This is a genomic window from Paraburkholderia sp. JPY419 (genome assembly GCF_050435705.1).
GTDB lineage: Bacteria > Pseudomonadota > Gammaproteobacteria > Burkholderiales > Burkholderiaceae > Paraburkholderia > Paraburkholderia youngii.
The window spans coordinates 2,481,887-2,496,906 of record NZ_JBNDKV010000004.1 but is presented as its reverse complement, the minus strand read 5'-3'; the positions used below and the strand labels follow the sequence as shown (position 1 = coordinate 2,496,906).

At 59.9% G+C, this 15,020-nt stretch carries 14 protein-coding genes; 8 read left to right on the top strand and 6 right to left on the bottom strand.

The window, feature by feature from the left end; genetic code table 11:
- Positions 1–8: 8 nt before the first annotated feature.
- Both QFZ91_RS39910 and QFZ91_RS39905 read right to left on the bottom strand, forming a co-directional pair.
- A complete protein-coding gene (locus QFZ91_RS39910) occupies positions 9–1,193 on the bottom strand; it encodes an acyl-CoA dehydrogenase family protein (RefSeq protein ID WP_176368713.1) in 1,185 nt (394 codons plus the stop codon).
- Positions 1,194–1,275: 82 nt separating this feature from the next.
- The gene (locus QFZ91_RS39905) at positions 1,276–2,418 is read right to left on the bottom strand and encodes a glycosyl hydrolase (protein WP_429570659.1); all 1,143 of its coding nucleotides are present in this window, start codon (positions 2,416–2,418) and stop codon (positions 1,276–1,278) included.
- 273 nt (positions 2,419–2,691) lie between these two features.
- On the opposite strand from QFZ91_RS39905, the gene QFZ91_RS39900 reads away from it, so the two are divergent.
- From QFZ91_RS39900 to QFZ91_RS39870, 7 genes are all read left to right on the top strand, one after another.
- A complete protein-coding gene (locus tag QFZ91_RS39900) occupies positions 2,692–3,651 on the top strand; it encodes a PDR/VanB family oxidoreductase (RefSeq protein WP_176125476.1) in 960 nt (319 codons plus the stop codon).
- 58 nt (positions 3,652–3,709) lie between these two features.
- Positions 3,710–4,723, top strand: a complete 1,014-nt coding sequence (locus tag QFZ91_RS39895) for an amidohydrolase family protein (protein ID WP_176125419.1) — start codon at positions 3,710–3,712, stop codon at positions 4,721–4,723.
- Positions 4,724–4,750: 27 nt separating this feature from the next.
- A complete protein-coding gene (locus QFZ91_RS39890) occupies positions 4,751–5,755 on the top strand; it encodes a protocatechuate 3,4-dioxygenase (protein ID WP_176125418.1) in 1,005 nt (334 codons plus the stop codon).
- A gap of 14 nt (positions 5,756–5,769) precedes the next feature.
- Positions 5,770–6,432 carry an RraA family protein gene (locus tag QFZ91_RS39885; protein WP_429570658.1) on the top strand — a complete coding sequence of 221 codons (663 nt, stop codon included), beginning with the start codon at positions 5,770–5,772 and terminating at the stop codon, positions 6,430–6,432.
- A 2-nt stretch (positions 6,433–6,434) separates the two neighbouring features.
- On the top strand, positions 6,435–7,112 hold the full coding sequence (locus QFZ91_RS39880) for an RraA family protein (RefSeq protein ID WP_429570657.1): 678 nt from the start codon (positions 6,435–6,437) through the stop codon (positions 7,110–7,112).
- Positions 7,109–7,780: a 4-carboxy-4-hydroxy-2-oxoadipate aldolase/oxaloacetate decarboxylase gene (locus QFZ91_RS39875; RefSeq protein WP_429570656.1), complete on the top strand. Its 672-nt coding sequence runs from the start codon at positions 7,109–7,111 to the stop codon at positions 7,778–7,780. Before QFZ91_RS39880 ends, QFZ91_RS39875 begins: the two co-directional genes overlap by 4 nt.
- Positions 7,781–7,879: 99 nt before the next feature.
- Positions 7,880–8,425, top strand: coding sequence for a flavin reductase family protein (locus tag QFZ91_RS39870; protein ID WP_429570655.1), 546 nt, complete (start codon positions 7,880–7,882; stop codon positions 8,423–8,425).
- Between the two features lie 107 nt (positions 8,426–8,532).
- Here the strand turns inward: QFZ91_RS39870 and QFZ91_RS39865 are convergent, their stop codons facing one another.
- From QFZ91_RS39865 to QFZ91_RS39855, 3 genes are all read right to left on the bottom strand, one after another.
- Positions 8,533–9,234 (bottom strand): GntR family transcriptional regulator, encoded by a 702-nt coding sequence (locus QFZ91_RS39865; RefSeq protein WP_176125414.1) that lies wholly within the window; start codon positions 9,232–9,234, stop codon positions 8,533–8,535.
- A gap of 527 nt (positions 9,235–9,761) precedes the next feature.
- Positions 9,762–10,469, bottom strand: coding sequence for a dienelactone hydrolase family protein (locus tag QFZ91_RS39860; protein WP_429570654.1), 708 nt, complete (start codon positions 10,467–10,469; stop codon positions 9,762–9,764).
- A 542-nt stretch (positions 10,470–11,011) separates the two neighbouring features.
- On the bottom strand, positions 11,012–12,124 hold the full coding sequence (locus tag QFZ91_RS39855; protein WP_429570653.1) for a porin: 1,113 nt from the start codon (positions 12,122–12,124) through the stop codon (positions 11,012–11,014).
- Positions 12,125–12,494: 370 nt separating this feature from the next.
- On the opposite strand from QFZ91_RS39855, the gene QFZ91_RS39850 reads away from it, so the two are divergent.
- Positions 12,495–14,003, top strand: a complete 1,509-nt coding sequence (locus tag QFZ91_RS39850) for an MFS transporter (protein ID WP_429570967.1) — start codon at positions 12,495–12,497, stop codon at positions 14,001–14,003.
- A gap of 143 nt (positions 14,004–14,146) precedes the next feature.
- Here QFZ91_RS39850 and QFZ91_RS39845 read toward each other — a convergent pair whose 3' ends face one another.
- A complete protein-coding gene (locus QFZ91_RS39845; RefSeq protein ID WP_429570652.1) occupies positions 14,147–14,977 on the bottom strand; it encodes a peptidylprolyl isomerase in 831 nt (276 codons plus the stop codon).
- Positions 14,978–15,020: the final 43 nt, after the last annotated feature.

The following is a 15,020-nucleotide window of genomic DNA, read 5'->3' as shown; positions in this document are numbered from 1 at the left end:
GGTAACTCCTATTTCTTAGGACCAGGGCCGAAGTTCGAAGGCGGCAGATCGAGTGCCTGACGTCCATAACTCGTCAGTGCGCTGTCCCACGTGAATGCGAAGTGCTGCGCGGCCGAATTGACGTCGCGCCAGATTCGTTGGAGGTCCGACGCGTTATAGATGCTCGTGCCACCCGCGGCTTCGAACAAACTGTTGGCCGCACGACGGGCCGTTTGCGCCGAATATGCCCAATCGCGGGAAATGCGCGACCATTCGAGCGGCGTCAACGACTTTGCGCTTTCTGCTGTGTCAATGCGACGTGTGTCTTCGAGAATCAACGCATAGGCCGCGTCGAGATCCGCCGTCGCGTGTGCGAGACGTTCGATCGTGGCGGACTGCTCTGCCATCTGGTCAGCCGGCATTGCCTTCAGACGTGGCGCCAGACCTTCGGTGAATGATTTGATTGCCGCGCGTGCCATGCCCAGGGGCGCACCGATCAGCGAGAACGGCGTGACGTTATGGAACGGCATCCGATAAATCGGAGCGCGCATGGCATCGGCGCCTTCGACATTGCCCGTCATCATTTCCTTGACGGACACCGAACGGTGTGCCGGGATGAACGCTTCGGCGACCTTGATCGTGCGGCTGCCGGTGCCACGCAAGCCTGCGGTGTGCCAGTCATCGACGATCTGGATATCCGAGCGCGGGATCACGAAGAAACGCGGTTCGGGCGGGCCGTCTTCGCGCTGCACCGCATTGCCGACGATGACCCACTCCACGTGATCGATACCGGAGCAGAAACGCCCTTCACCGTTCACGAGTTTGTAGCCACCGTCGACCTCGGTAATCGTGCCGCCGAGGCGGAACACCGTGGCCGTCAGCGCGTGGCCTTTGCCCAGCACGTCTTGCTGTGCTTTCAACGGGAACAGGTTCAGCATCCAGCTGTGACCGGCGAGCACGCCGAACACCCAGCCGGTCGAACCGCAAGCCGACGCGATTTCTGCCGTGACTTCGACGAGCGTCGTGAAGCCCAACTCGGAACCGCCAAACGACTTCGGCGTGATGATGTTGAAAAGACCCGACTCACGTAGTGCGTCGATGGTTTCTTTCGGCACCACGCGATCGCTTTCGGTCTGTTTGACACGTGAACGAATCACGTCGTGCAAACCGCGAGCGATAGCGAGGGCGTCCTCGTGACTAGCAATACGACTCAAGGCGTTCTCCTGTTAGGGCTTGCTGCGCCGCGCTCGATGAACCGGCGCACAGAATAGTTTTTGTTTAGCCGATGTGGCCGGATCAGTGTTCGTTGCGGCCGTAACGACCTTCGACGTTCATGCGTTCCTTGGCATCGAGGAACCAGCGGTAGTGACCACCCTTCGAGATCGGCGGCACGTCTTCCGAGATCGCGTACCAGCTTTCTCCGTCGTTCTCGGTCGCGTAAATCTCGCCCGTCGCGGTACCGGCGATGAGCATGATCCTGTCGTCCCACTGATAGAGGCCCATGCCCTCGATGTTGCCGATGATTTCCTTGGGCAAACCGTTACGCATATGGTCCCAGGTGACGCCACCATCGGTGCTCTTGAGAACCGTGGCATCCGCCGACTTCCGTGCACCCCAGTCACGCGGCGCGTTGCCCGGGCCACCGAGATACAGCACGTTTTCGTTGCGGGGATCGATGAACATCGCGTCGGGATAACCGATCAGGTCTTGACGCGTCATCAGGTGCACCCACGTCTCGCCTGCGTCTGCGCTGTAGTGCAGGCCTTCACCGCCGCACATGAACATCTGCCGGGGATTGGACTGACGAATCAGCACGCGGTGGTTGTCGTGATAGAACTTGTCGTTTTCCGATTCGTAGCTACGCGGCTCGGTCCATGTCTTGCCGTCATCGACCGTCTTGAGCAGCGCGCCCTGTTCGATACAGATATAAAGCGTCTCCGGTTCGGCCGGATGGAACGCGATGTTCTTTACGTGCGCGATGTGCGGGGGCGGCGGGAACGTCCACTTGTCCTGGTCCGGCACCGTCATCATCTCGGGGATTTCGACCCACGTCGCACCCAGGTCGTCGCTGCGATAAAGCGCGGACGGCTCCGTGCCCAGGAACAGAACGGTACGGCCATCGCGCTCCTGTTGCGCCATCGTGTAGATATGCGTGCTGTTCAGCCCGTTGTTGGCCGGTTCCCACGTCAGCCCGAGGTCCTTGCTGACCGACAGACTGCCTTGGCCGTGTGCGCCCGCGAACAACAGACCCGCTTTCGGCACGTAGAGCAGCGCGCTCACGTGGCGATCTTCCAGCGCCTTGCGCGTGAGCTTCCACGGCGCATTGGCGTCAGCACGCTCGAACACGAGCATGCCTCGAATAGTGGCGACCAACAGCGTGGTTGCCGCACCCTCACCGTACGTGACGGTTCCACCGTTGGTGGTCAGAACTGCGATCATTTCTCCTCCCTAGGGGAATACCCCGTGTGATGTCGCCTGTTTTCCTCAGAAACGAAGTCGCTACAGCTTCCGCCAGACTCTGCGCCGAAGAGGCTTTGACTTTTTTCTGGTCAGGCCAAATAATATGCAAAAAAGAATTACGCGTCAAACGGCCCACGGAACTTTCAGTGCCCCGTGATTCTGACGTCAGAGGTTTTTAAACAAGGAAGCGTGATGTGTGATTCTTGCGCGCCGTTTGCGCGGTTCCCCGCGTTCTACGATTTTGGAGGTGACATGAGTGAACAACTGAATGAAGTGATGACCCTGCGTTTGACGGCGATCAACTATCTGGCCCGGAACACGCTGGCCTTCACGTTCGAAGACCCCGAGGGCAACCTCCTGCCCGGGGCAGAACCGGGTGCTCACGTCGGAGTCGTTTTGCCGAACGGCCTGACCCGTCAGTACTCGCTATTGGAATACAGCAACAGCCTGACACAGCGTTCGTACGTGGTCGGCGTCAAACTCGATCCGCAGTCGCGCGGCGGCTCGCGCTATATGCACGAAACGATGCGTGTCGGCGATCTCATCCAGATCGAAGCACCTCGCAACAACTTCCCGCTCAATGAAGATGCCGCGCACACCGTCCTGGTCGCGGGCGGCATCGGGATTACACCTATTCTGTGTATGGCCCGTCGTCTGAAAGAGCTCGGCCAATCGCCGCGTATCTATTACTCGTGCCGTGAACGCGTCGACGTCGCATTTGCCGAGGAATTGAAAAGCTTCGAAGGCGCGCTGGTTCACGTCGATGCCGAGGCCGGCACATTCCTCAACATCGCGGACGTCGTCAAGAACGAACCGTCTACCGCTCACTTCTACTGCTGCGGCCCCGGCCCGATGCTCGAGGCGTTCGAAGCCGCGTGTGCATCGCTGCCTCAGGAACAGGTTCACGTCGAATACTTCTCCGCGAAACAGGAAGCCGCGCTCGATGGAAACTTCGTCATCGAATTGCGCAAGAGCGGAAAAACCCTGACGGTCCCGCAGGGCAAGACGATTCTCAACGTCGTGCGCGACGCGGGAATCCCCATTTCCTATTCCTGTGAAGAAGGCGTGTGCGGCGCGTGTGAAGTCCGCGTGCTCGAAGGGCAGCCGGATCACCGCGATGCCATTCTGTCGGAGCCCGAAAAGGCTGCGAACAACACGATGATCATTTGCTGTTCTGGCTGTAAGGGCGACCGTCTCGTCCTCGATCTGTAAGTAGAACACCGGGCGACGACGTCGCCCACATCTCACGTTAAGTCAAGGAGACAAGTAAGTGATTATCGATTGCCACGGTCACGTCAGCGCGCCCGCCGAACTCTGGGTCTACAAGGCACACATCCTCTCGCATCGCGGCGAGCATGGTCGCAGGATGCCGGAAGTGACGGACGAAGAGATCCTGCACTACGCCAACAAGAAGGAAATGGCGCCGGTCGGCCATCTCGACATGCTCGATCGCGTGGGCACGAACGTCCAGCTGCTGTCGCCGCGGCCGTTCCAGATGATGCACAGCCAGAAGCCGGGCAAACTCGTACACTGGTTCACCGAAGAAACGAACAACATCATCTCGCGCACGGTCAAGCTGCTGCCGAAGCGCTTTATCGGCGTCGGCGGCCTGCCGCAAGTTGCGGGTGACCCGATCGAAACCGTGCTGCCGGAACTCGAACGCGGCGTGAAGGAACTCGGCTTCAAGGGCGTGCTGCTCAACCCCGATCCGTTCGAAAACAGCGGCAGCGAAGCCCCGGGGCTGGGTGAGCGCTACTGGTATCCGCTGTACGAAAAGCTGTGCGAACTCGACATTCCGGCGCACATCCACGCTACGGGTTCACATTCGGCTCGCTCGCCCTACACCGTTCACTTCATCAATGAAGAAACGATCGCGGTGTTCAACCTCGTCAACTCGAACGTGTTCAAGGACTTCCCGAAGCTGAAGATCATGATCTCGCACGGCGGCGGCTCGATCCCATATCAGATCGGTCGCTTCCAGTCGGGTGGGGCACGCGCCGGCCGCAACTTCCTCGAAGGTATGCGCAACCTGTATTACGACACCGTGCTCTACTCGGAAGAGTCGCTGCGCCTGCTGATCAAGACCGTGGGTGCCGATCGCTGCCTGTTCGGTGCCGAGTGCCCTGGCGTCGGCTCGGCGATCAATCCGGATACGGGCCGCACGTTCGACGACATCAAGCCGTACATCCAGGGCTTCGACTGGCTGTCGCAGGAGGAGAAGGACAAGATCTTCTTCGGCAATGCCCGCGACTTCTTCAAGCTCGACCTCGCGGATTACGAATAATTCCCGGCGCCCACAGGACTCGAAACCATGGCAAAAATCGTACTGGGAATGGGGACATCGCACGGTCCCATGCTCGTGACGCCGCCTGAAACCTGGGGCGCTCGTGTACCCGATGACCGACTGAGTAAGCATCACTTCGAGGGCCGTGAGTGGTCCTTCGATGAACTCGTTGATTATCGGCGTGCCGAGAACCTCGGGAAACAGATCACGCTCGACGTATGGAAAGCCAGGCACGCCCAGTGTCTCGCAGCCATTGAGGAGATGGCGCGGGTTCTCGCTGAAGCGAAGCCCGACGTCGTCGTGATCGTCGGCAACGATCAGATGGAAATCTTCGATACCGACTGCATCCCTGCACTCAGCGTGATGTGTGGCCCGACGATCGTGAACAACATGATCAGCCACGAGAAACTTCAGACGATGCCCCCGGGTGTGCGTCACGCGATGCCGGGCTATATGCCGGATACCGCGAGTTACTCCGGCGTCCCCGAACTCGCGAAGCACATCATCAAGACCGCGATGAACGATCAGTTCGACGTCGCAGCCCTTCAGCGTCTGTCGGAAACCGAAACGCCGCACGCGTTCGGGTTCGTGTTCCGTCAGTTGATGAAGGATCAGGTGATCCCGACCGTGCCGGTGCTCGTCAACACGTTCTACCCGCCGAACCAACCGACCGTTGCCCGCTGCCACGCGTTCGGTCGCTCGATCGGTCGCGCTATCCAGTCGTGGGACACGGATGCACGCGTTGCCGTCATCGCCTCGGGCGGTCTGACGCACTTCGTGATCGACGAGCGCGTCGACCAGTTGGTCCTGAGCGCGATGAAGAACCATGATTTCTCGCCGGTCTTCGAACTTGATGAAGCGATCTTCCAGGCAGGCACGTCGGAAATCAAGAACTGGATTCCGGTCGCTGGCGTGATGGACGAAATCGGCTTCGACATGACGGTGGTCGATTACGTGCCGTGCTATCGCAGCGAAGCCGGCACCGGCAACGCGATGGGTTTCGTCTACTGGAAATCGCCGGACCAGCAATAAGGATTAGCAAAGATATGAAAAGCAAAGACGAATACGTCCACCGCCTTCGGCGATTGGACTGCTGTGCCGTCTCGGATGCGCTGGACAAACTCGGTCTGACCGGCGTCGTCAGCGGTGTGCTGCAGGCTTCGGGCACGAGGCGGATCGCAGGTCGCGTGATCACGATGAAACTCGGTGTTGGCGATCCGCCTCCGGGCCCGCCGCGTCACCTCGGCACCACCGCGATCGAACTCGGCGGCGCCGACGACGTGATCGTTGTCGAGCAGCGCACGGGCGTCGAAGCCGGTTCGTGGGGCGGCATCCTCTCGTTGGGCGCCAAGGTTCGCGGCATCGCTGGCGTGATCGCCGACGGCCCGGTCCGTGATATCGACGAATCCCGCGAGATGGATCTGCCGGTGTTCGCGAACGCGTTCACCGCCCGCACTGCCCGCGGTCGCATCGTCGAGAAGGGCGTCAACGTTCCGGTCGAGGTCTTCGGTACCGCCGTCGAAGCCGGTGATTATGTGATCGCCGACAGCAGCGCCGTGATCTTCATCAGCGCGGCCAACGTTGCACGCGTGATCGAAACCGCCGAGTCGATCGTGGCCCGTGAAGCCCTGATGGCGAAGGCTGTTCTGGCAGGCACCCCCATCCACGAAGTGATGGGCGGCAACTACGAATTCATGCTTAAGGATTAGTCATGTCCGAAATCGAACAAGACAAGAACGTTGCTCGTGCAGCAAAACTCGAAACGGCAACACTCAGCGACGCTCTCGATCGTCTGGGTCTCAACGGCCAGTGCAGCCGCATCAAGCCCCGTGCCCCGTCCTTCCGCATGGCTGGTCGTGCATTCACGATCCTCTACGGCCCGGCTGCTTCTCCCGCAGGCACGGTCGGCGACTTCATCGACGACGTGCCGCCCGGCAGCGTGATTGTTCTCGACAACGGCGGTCGCACCGATGCCACCGTTTGGGGCGACATCCTGACCGAAATCGCACACCGTCGCGGCATCGCCGGCACGGTGATCGACGGCATCAACCGCGACGTCCATCTCTGCCTGTCGCTCGGTTATCCGGTGTTCTCCAGGGACAACTGGATGCGCACTGGCAAGGATCGCGTGCAAGTCGAAGCCACGAACGTGCCGGTCAACATCGGCGACGTCCGTGTTGCTCCGGGTGACCTGCTACGCGGTGATGCCGATGGCGTTATTTCGATTCCCAAAGAACACGAAGAGCGTGTGCTCGCCGCTGCGGAAGAAATCGACGCAGCAGAAAAAGCCATTCGTGCAGCAGTCGCGTCGGGCATGCGCCTCGACGAAGCGCGCAAGCAGTTCAAGTACCATCAATTGCAAACGCGCACCACCGGGAGCAAGGCATGACCGGCCCGCGCTTGAACCCGGGAGAGACGACACGCCTCGACATTCAACGTCCGGACCCCGAACTAATCAAGGCGGCTGGCAAACTGCCGTCTGCCACGCTGCATGAAGCGGCTGGAAAGATCGGTGCGCTGCCGGCTGCAATCCACCCTGTGGCACCGGGTTTCAAGGTGTGTGGCCCTGCTGTGACCGTCCATTCGCCGGGTGGCGACAACCTGTGGTTGCACCGGGCGATCTACGCCGCACAACCGGGCGATGTGCTGGTCGTCTCTGTAAGCGAAGCGTATGAGCATGGGTACTGGGGTGAGATCATGTCAACGGCTTCAAAGGTTCGCGGGCTTGCAGGTCTCGTCATCAACGCGTGTGTTCGTGATCAGCGACTGCTGTCCGAGATCGGGTTCCCAGTTTTCGCCCGAGGACTTTGTATCCGTGGCACCGGAAAAGATTTTGGCGCCCGTGGCTGGATCAACGCACCGATCCGACTCGACGACGTGACCGTCAATGCAGGTGACCTGATCGTCGGCGACGAAGATGGTGTCGTCTGCATTCCGCGCGAGCAGGTCGCAACCGCTATCGCAGCGTCGGAAGCACGTGAGGCCGCAGAAGCACAGCAGTTGAAACGGCTCGAGACAGGTGAAAGCACGCTCAGTATCTTCGGCTGGGACCAGTAACCAGCTGAGAGGTGCGAGTCTCTCTCACGGGCGGCCGTCTTTGGGACGCCACCCGTGTTTCTTTTAGTGTCACCAAATTATGATGACCTGGGGGCGCAAATGAGCATCGAAGAATCTGAATTTAGGCGCGCCATGCGCAGTCTCACCGGGCACGTGTGTTTGATTACCACCGGTTCTGACGCTGACGGTCCACTTGCTGGTATGACAGCAACCGCCGTGACATCCGTGAGTGCTGCGCCCCCTATCCTGCTCGTCTGCATCAATCGCGCGAATTCCTCGTTGGCACACGTGCAGGCGACCGGTCATTTCGTCGTCAATGTGCTAGCGCGCAGCGAGCAAGAATTGGCACAACGGTTTTCTCGCCCTATCTCGCCTGAGGAAAAATTCCAGGCCGGCACGTGGAATCGCATCAGGTCCGGCGCCCCGGCGTTGGCCACGGCGATGGTGAATTTCGATTGCAGCGTCGAACGTATCGTCGAAATCGGCACGCATGCCGTAATTTTTGGCCACGTGTTGGGAACCGCCATTAATACAGACGCAAAGACCCCGCTACTGTATTCGCAGGGTTCCTACGGTGAATTTCAAACCAATAAGGCCGTCGATTTCCACGACATGCTTTGGATCTCGAACTGGGGGTCCGACTAATTTAGCAATTTGGCAGGAGTCTTCGCGTGGGCGTCAAATGACAAACACGTTGCACGATACCGGCTGTAGATGAAAAAAAGGGGCACCGTTGGCGCCCCATCTATCGATCAGGTCTCTCTGGCCGCAAGCACCGCCATCAAGCCGCTCAAAACAATTGATCGGCCCTTTTCGTAAGTCGCGAGCAGCAAGTCTTTATCCTTACTCTGCAACGCCTTCACCAACCGCGCCTCGATATTCGCGTTGCGGTGTTCAGGGTTCGCTGAGATATCTGCGGCCAATGCACGATAGCGATCGGTCAATCGCATCAATCGCAGCACTTCGCGCTTAAGCACCTTGTTCGGTGAGAGATCGAAAATCATGTCGTGGAATGCGCGGTGTTGCTCGATCCAGCCTTCGCGATTACCCGCACCGAGCAAATGCTCCAGATCCGCGAGCATTGCCTTGAGTTGCTTCATCTGCGCGGGCGTCGGCCATTCGATGGTCATCAGCAATTCGGCTTCAAGCAGTTGCCGCATCCGATATAGTTGCCGCGCTTCGTCGCTCGACAGTTGGGCGACAAAGAACCCACGATTTGGATCGTGTTCAATGATGCCTTCAGCGGCCAGCAGTTTCAGCGCCTCACGCACGGGCACTCGGCTAATTCCGAAGCGCTCGGCAAGATCGGACTGTCGTAGTTGGAAACCGGGTGCAAGCACTCCCCGGTTGATCAGTTTGCGTGTCTCTGCCGCTACCTGAGCCGGAAAATCACTGCCGTCCAGTTCCTGAAGTTCGCCGGAAGTCACTCGGCCTAGGATCGCAATCGTATTCATTTTCGTATTATATCCCAGAATATCCCGACGCAAGCGTCAACCTCAACGACACGTCGTAGCCGGCCGTTGGCCCGGACGCTCGCCGCCCTGCGTGTTGCCTCGGGCTCGCGAATTTCACCTTGGGTATTAGGTAGGTACTTAACTGTATTTGCCGGTGCTCGACCGGTCAGACAATGTCAGCGAAGATGTCGCCCGCTCCCGACCGGGGGAATGATGCTTTCAAGTCCCGAACAACGAAATGAACGGACACCGTCTGCCGAGTTAAGTGCTGCTCTACAACTTAACCGAGGATTCCAATACCGTTTAGCATTTTATGTTGGCTTTGCTTTCAAATGCAATTCTCGATAGACGCATCCGATAAGGAAAACTACGTTTGCGCCAAATCAAATAGTCTACATCCGCCATGTTGGCAACGCCATTGAACACGCAGGGTTTGAAGCGCACCTCGCAAACTCGGAAAAGGCTGCATAAGAAAACGGCCGCGCTGCAGAAAAAACAGCGCGGCTCCGCTTCCGCCATTCACCAACTCATTTCCAAAGTGTGCGGCCAAAGAACGTCAGCGTACGATCCCATGCCTGTTGCGCCCAGACCGGATCGTATTGCGTCTTCGCAATGCGGCCCGACCCAACCGCCGTTTCGTTCGCGAACGCGTGACGCGCCAGATAACGATGAAACTCGATGTCGACCTTCGCGTCGGTGAGTTTCTTTTCGAGCGCGTCGACGGTGTCGGCGGCGAAGAACTCGTCCTGCTGACCCCAGTGGCCCATCACCGGAACCTTGATCTTCGACGCGTCGAGATAGTCGAGCGGCGGGAAGCCATACCAGACGACACCGGCCGCCAGTTCGGGCACGTTGCACAGCGCGAGGAACGTCAGCGCGCCACCCATGCAATAGCCGGTCACGCCAACCTTCGCAGCGTGCTGCTGCAGATACTGGACCGCGCCGCGCACATCCTGCGTTGCGGCATCGCCGAAATCGAGGCCGCTCATCAGATGGTGCGCCTCGTCCTCTTCGACCGTCGACTTGCCGCGATACAGATCGGGCACGAGCGCAAAGTAGCCGGCTTTCGCGAGGCGATCGGCGACGCCGCGAATCTGGTCGTTCAAGCCCCACCATTCCTGGATCACGACGATTGCGGGCGCGCCAGCGGTTTTTTCCGGCTTCGCGAGATAGCCCTGTAGTTGCTTGCCGTCGGGACGGTTGAACGTGATCATCGAACCTGCGTGTTGGGTCATCGGTCGCTCCTCGAGTAGACGAAACCGCTAGCATAGCGCCACTACCCCGTTTCCTGTTCTATCGGAACCGTGTCAGCGCGCGGGCGTGCTCCCGTTGAATCTGCGCATTATGTAAATCCAACCATACGACGTTGAACATCAGGAAAAGTGCATTAACCAATTCGCCGAAGTGCGGTTCCACAAAGGCTATTGACGACGCTATACTCCACGCCATGCTTGTTTGGATCGACATTCGAAGGAAGAGCAATCGGCGGAACGCGCTCTCAATCGTCTCGTGCTGAAAGCTAACGTTAAAGCACGACGCAGGTCGATGCGCATCGCGGCGCCCCGAAATACCGCACTGGCGCTGCTTTGCGGGTCCATGTCTCTCAGGTTCTGGCCATCATCCTCGGATGCCAGAATCTTTAGGCCGACACACTGTGTCGGCTTTTTTTTATTCGCGACGCTTTTGCAATTCCGACTCGCCCGACACTCTTGTCAATTGGCAGTCGCATCAAAAGTGCATTCGACACATACCAATTAATCACGTATTGCGATCCACGCTAGAACCGCTCGATCACACCGAATTGAACACCCGCCACCGGCGCACCCGGATAGGCGACCGGCAGCCCGGTCACGTTGACGCCGCGCAGCGTGAAGCTCGAGTCGTCGTGATTCGCGAGATACGCGGCGCTGAAGTACAGCAGCAGCGTCGGCGACATGCTGTATTCGAATGCCGCGCTGAACTGGTCGGCGCTGCCGCCAGGCGTCGTGTAGTCGCGCACGTGCGCATAGCCGAGCGACGCACGCGCGTTGTTCGAAAAGCTGTACTGCGCCGACAGCGAGCCGCCCGCGCCGTGATAGGCCGGCGCGCCGCCATCGCCATTGAAAAAGGACAGCCACACGCGCAGCTTGCCGAAGGCGTAGTTCGCGCCGCCGAGATTCGCGCGCAGTGCACCGGCACCGTGGGTCTGCTGGCGGGCGTACAGCAGATGCAACTGGTCGAACCGATACGACGCGGTCACGTAATAGCCGTCGATACCGTTGCCGTCCTTCTCGGACGGATCGCGCATCGCCATCATCAGCGTCGCGCTAAAGCCGGCGATGCGCGGCGACAGATACGCAACCGCATTGTTCGCGTATGGGGTGATCTTCGACAGGTTGTTGAGCCCCGAAGCGATCGTGCCGGCGCCGAACGCGTCGAGATCGCCCTTGAACGGAATATAGATTGGCGAATACTGGCGGCCGAAGCGCAGTTCGCCCCAGCCGCCGCTCGCGCCGATCCATGCCTGGCGATTGAAGATCGAGCCAGGCACCTGCAGGCTGCCGTCGGTCGAGCCGAAGCCGTTTTCGAGCGTGAACACGATCGCGTTGCCGCCGCCGAGCGGCTCCGCGCCATGCAGGCCGACGCGCGAACCGCGATATGCGCCGGAGTCCATACGCGCGACCCAGCCCGACCCGGGGTCGGTGATTTCGACGCTCGTGTCGATCACGCCATACAGCGAGACGAAGCCGGCGTTGGTTCCCGAAGCGGACGCGGCGCCGGTGCCAGTATCGATGTCGGTGACGGCGCCCGCGCCGTGCGCGTAGAGCAGCAGCGCGCCACCTAGCCAGGCCGCTGTCACGCCGACGCTGATCGTCAAGGCTTCGCGGACCGTGTTCAGCAGGCAAGCCATGACGTGACGCAGGATGAGGCCCTCCTCAAATACATGGATCGGATATTCCGCGAGCGAACTTACCACGTTCGGACGAGACCATGCGGGCCGTCCAGTACGCTGGCGCACACCCGAACGATGGATGCATGCGCGCGCAGCGTAGGTCGCAGCGTGTTTTTTCGCGCGACGAATGGTTTCGACCAGGGGAAACCCGTATAATCGTCAAGACGTCAGACAACTTGCGTACAATCGCCGGGTGCCTGACCGTCCGCCGCGCAGCGTCCACCCCGAACCCCCTTCTGCCCGATCCGTGAATTCCACCGCCCCCGCCGCCAGTTCCGCCGCAGTTCCCGCCGCCCCCGCCCTGCCGTTTCGCCACGCGCTTTACGCGATGCTCGGCATCGGCCTTGTCAATATGCTGGTCGCGCTGGACCAGACCGTCGTCAGCACCGCGTTGCCGTCGATCGTCGCCGAGCTGCACGGCTTCGAATACTTCGCGTGGATCGCGAGCGCGTACCTGCTCGCGTCGGTCGTCACGGTGCCGGTGTTCGGGCGGCTCGGCGACTACTTCGGCCGCAAGCGCTTCGTGATCGCCGCGGTGATCACGTTCACGGTCGCTTCGGTGTTGTGCGGCCTCGCCAATAGCATGCTGTTTCTCGCGATCGCGCGCGGACTGCAAGGCGTCGGCGGCGGCATGATGGTCGGCACTGCGTTCGCATCGATTCCCGATCTGTTCCCCGACCCGCGCACCCGCGTGCGCTGGCAGGTCGTGCTGGCCGCGACCTACGGCATCGGCACGGCGACGGGTCCGTCGCTCGGCGGCTGGATGAGCGAGCACCTCGGCTGGCGCTCGACGTTTCTCATCAATCTGCCGGTCGGCGCGGCCGCGCTCTATTTCGTCTGGATCCATCTGCCGAACTTCCGACGGCCGCAGGAGGGCGAAGTCAAGATCGACTGGCTCGGCGCTGGGCTCGTCGCGTGCGTGCTCGGCGGTTTGCAGGCGTTCATCGAAGCAGTGCCGAAGAGTGGCCTCACGCTGGGCAATCTCGTGCTCGGCGCGTGCGTGATCATCGGTGCTGTCGCGCTCTTCAAGTGCGAAAAGCGAGCCACGCACCCGATCATTCCGCTCGATCTGTTCAAGGACGCGCAGCTCGTCACGCTATTCACGCTCGGCATGCTGTCCGGCTTCGTGATGTTCTCGCTGATCTTCTTCGCGCCTTTGCTGCTGCAAGGCGGCTTCGGTCTGTCGCCGCAGCAGGCCGGCTTGCTCGCGACGCCGATCGCCGCGTGCATCGCGCTCGGCAGTCTGCTGAACACGCGCATCGTGATTCACATGAAGAAGCCCACGCGCATTCTTACCATCGGTTTTGGGCTGCTGATGTTCGCGTCGATCGCGCTCGCTTTCGCGAATCCAAATACGCCGCGCTTGCGCATCGTGCTGCCGATGGGCGCGGTCGGCATCGGCCTCGGCTTCATCCTGAACAATCTGAACGTATTCGGCCAGGAGATCGCCGGACGCGAGCGCTTCGGCATCACCACCGCACTGCTGCAATCGACCCGCATGGTCGGCGGCATGCTCGGCACCAGCATCGTCGCGACGGTCGTGCAGCATCACTATCGCGACGTCGTCACGCGCACGATGAGCGTGCTCGGCGAGCCGGCCTCATCGCAATGGCGGCCGCGTTTCGTCGATCTGCGCATCCTGATCGACGATGCATCGCGCACGCAGTTGATCGCGGACATGAAGTCGTCGGGACTCGATACGCTCGCGCTGATCGATAGCGCGCGCGATGCCCTCGTGCAGTCGATTCATATGGGCGTGTGGCTGACGGCGGTGGCATCGCTCGCGGCCGCGCTGCTGGTGCAACGGATTTCGCACGTGGTGTTTCGCAAGAGCTGAGTGCGCGAATAAGAGCGGCAAATAAAAAAAGCGCCCCGATCCGGATGAAAGACCGGGGAGCAAATGGGTTGGACAAAGAGACCCGACGCCGTCACATCAGGCTCTCAATCGCATCCCAAGGATGACGAACGTGACTTGGCCGCTTACTGAATGGTGGCTTTCGCTCTAAGATTCTTCACCATCCTGTCGACGAGTTCCGCTTGTGCCTGCTGGTACAGCATCGGCTTCATGTCTTCGAACGACGGAACCTGCAAGGGGCGAGTGTCATCGACTTCGATCACATGAAAACCGTATCCGGTCTTGACCGGCGTGCGCGTGTATTCGCCCTTGTGCAAATGCGAAACCGCGTCAGCAAACGGTTTGACCACCTTGCTGGAAGCTATCCAACCCAGATCTCCGCCGTTGTATCGAGTGTCGGCATCGATCGATTCCTTTGCGAGGTCGCCGAATGACGCACCCTCGTTCAGCTTCGCGATGATGTCTTTTGCCTGGCCTTCATCCTTGACGAGGATATGGCGGACTTTATATTGCGTGCTTCCGCCTTTTGCTTTCATGTCGTTGTACATCGCCTTCAATTGATCGTCACTGACAGGGTTCTTTTTCAGAAAGTCCTGCATGTACGCTCTGACGATCTCGATCTCCCACGTCGCCTGCGCCTGCGCGAGAATCTTTTGCCGCGCGGCCTCGGCGCGTGCCGCGACTTCCGGGTCGCGGTCGAAGCCAGTTTTCTGCGCCTGCTGGAACAGAACTTCGCGCCGGATCAGTTCGTCCCGCACATGGTCCGTCAATTGTGGGGAATCGGAAAATCCTTGCGCATGCGCCTGTCCGATGTACAGATCGGCATCGGCCTGAGAAACCGGTTTGCCATTGACCGTGACGAAGGGCTTCTCTGTTGCACTCGTCGTCAGGGAGAGCATTGCACCGAGCACAAGTGCCAACATCCGTCGTGATAGTACTTTCATTAAGCGGACCACTTTCGTTGGTGTGTGTAACGCCAGATCCGATCAAGCATCGAAC

What these genes read in the sequence shown, in the direction of transcription:
- QFZ91_RS39905 (WP_429570659.1), bottom strand. Translation starts at nt 2,418, where the DNA reads ATGATCGCAGTTCTGACCACCAACGGTGGAACCGTCACGTACGGTGAG.
- QFZ91_RS39900 (WP_176125476.1), top strand. Translation starts at nt 2,692, where the DNA reads ATGAGTGAACAACTGAATGAAGTGATGACCCTGCGTTTGACGGCGATC.
- QFZ91_RS39890 (WP_176125418.1), top strand. Translation starts at nt 4,751, where the DNA reads ATGGCAAAAATCGTACTGGGAATGGGGACATCGCACGGTCCCATGCTC.
- QFZ91_RS39885 (WP_429570658.1), top strand. Translation starts at nt 5,770, where the DNA reads ATGAAAAGCAAAGACGAATACGTCCACCGCCTTCGGCGATTGGACTGC.
- QFZ91_RS39880 (WP_429570657.1), top strand. Translation starts at nt 6,435, where the DNA reads ATGTCCGAAATCGAACAAGACAAGAACGTTGCTCGTGCAGCAAAACTC.
- QFZ91_RS39875 (WP_429570656.1), top strand. Translation starts at nt 7,109, where the DNA reads ATGACCGGCCCGCGCTTGAACCCGGGAGAGACGACACGCCTCGACATT.
- QFZ91_RS39870 (WP_429570655.1), top strand. Translation starts at nt 7,880, where the DNA reads ATGAGCATCGAAGAATCTGAATTTAGGCGCGCCATGCGCAGTCTCACC.
- QFZ91_RS39865 (WP_176125414.1), bottom strand. Translation starts at nt 9,234, where the DNA reads ATGAATACGATTGCGATCCTAGGCCGAGTGACTTCCGGCGAACTTCAG.
- QFZ91_RS39860 (WP_429570654.1), bottom strand. Translation starts at nt 10,469, where the DNA reads ATGACCCAACACGCAGGTTCGATGATCACGTTCAACCGTCCCGACGGC.
- QFZ91_RS39855 (WP_429570653.1), bottom strand. Translation starts at nt 12,124, where the DNA reads ATGGCTTGCCTGCTGAACACGGTCCGCGAAGCCTTGACGATCAGCGTC.
- QFZ91_RS39850 (WP_429570967.1), top strand. Translation starts at nt 12,495, where the DNA reads ATGCTCGGCATCGGCCTTGTCAATATGCTGGTCGCGCTGGACCAGACC.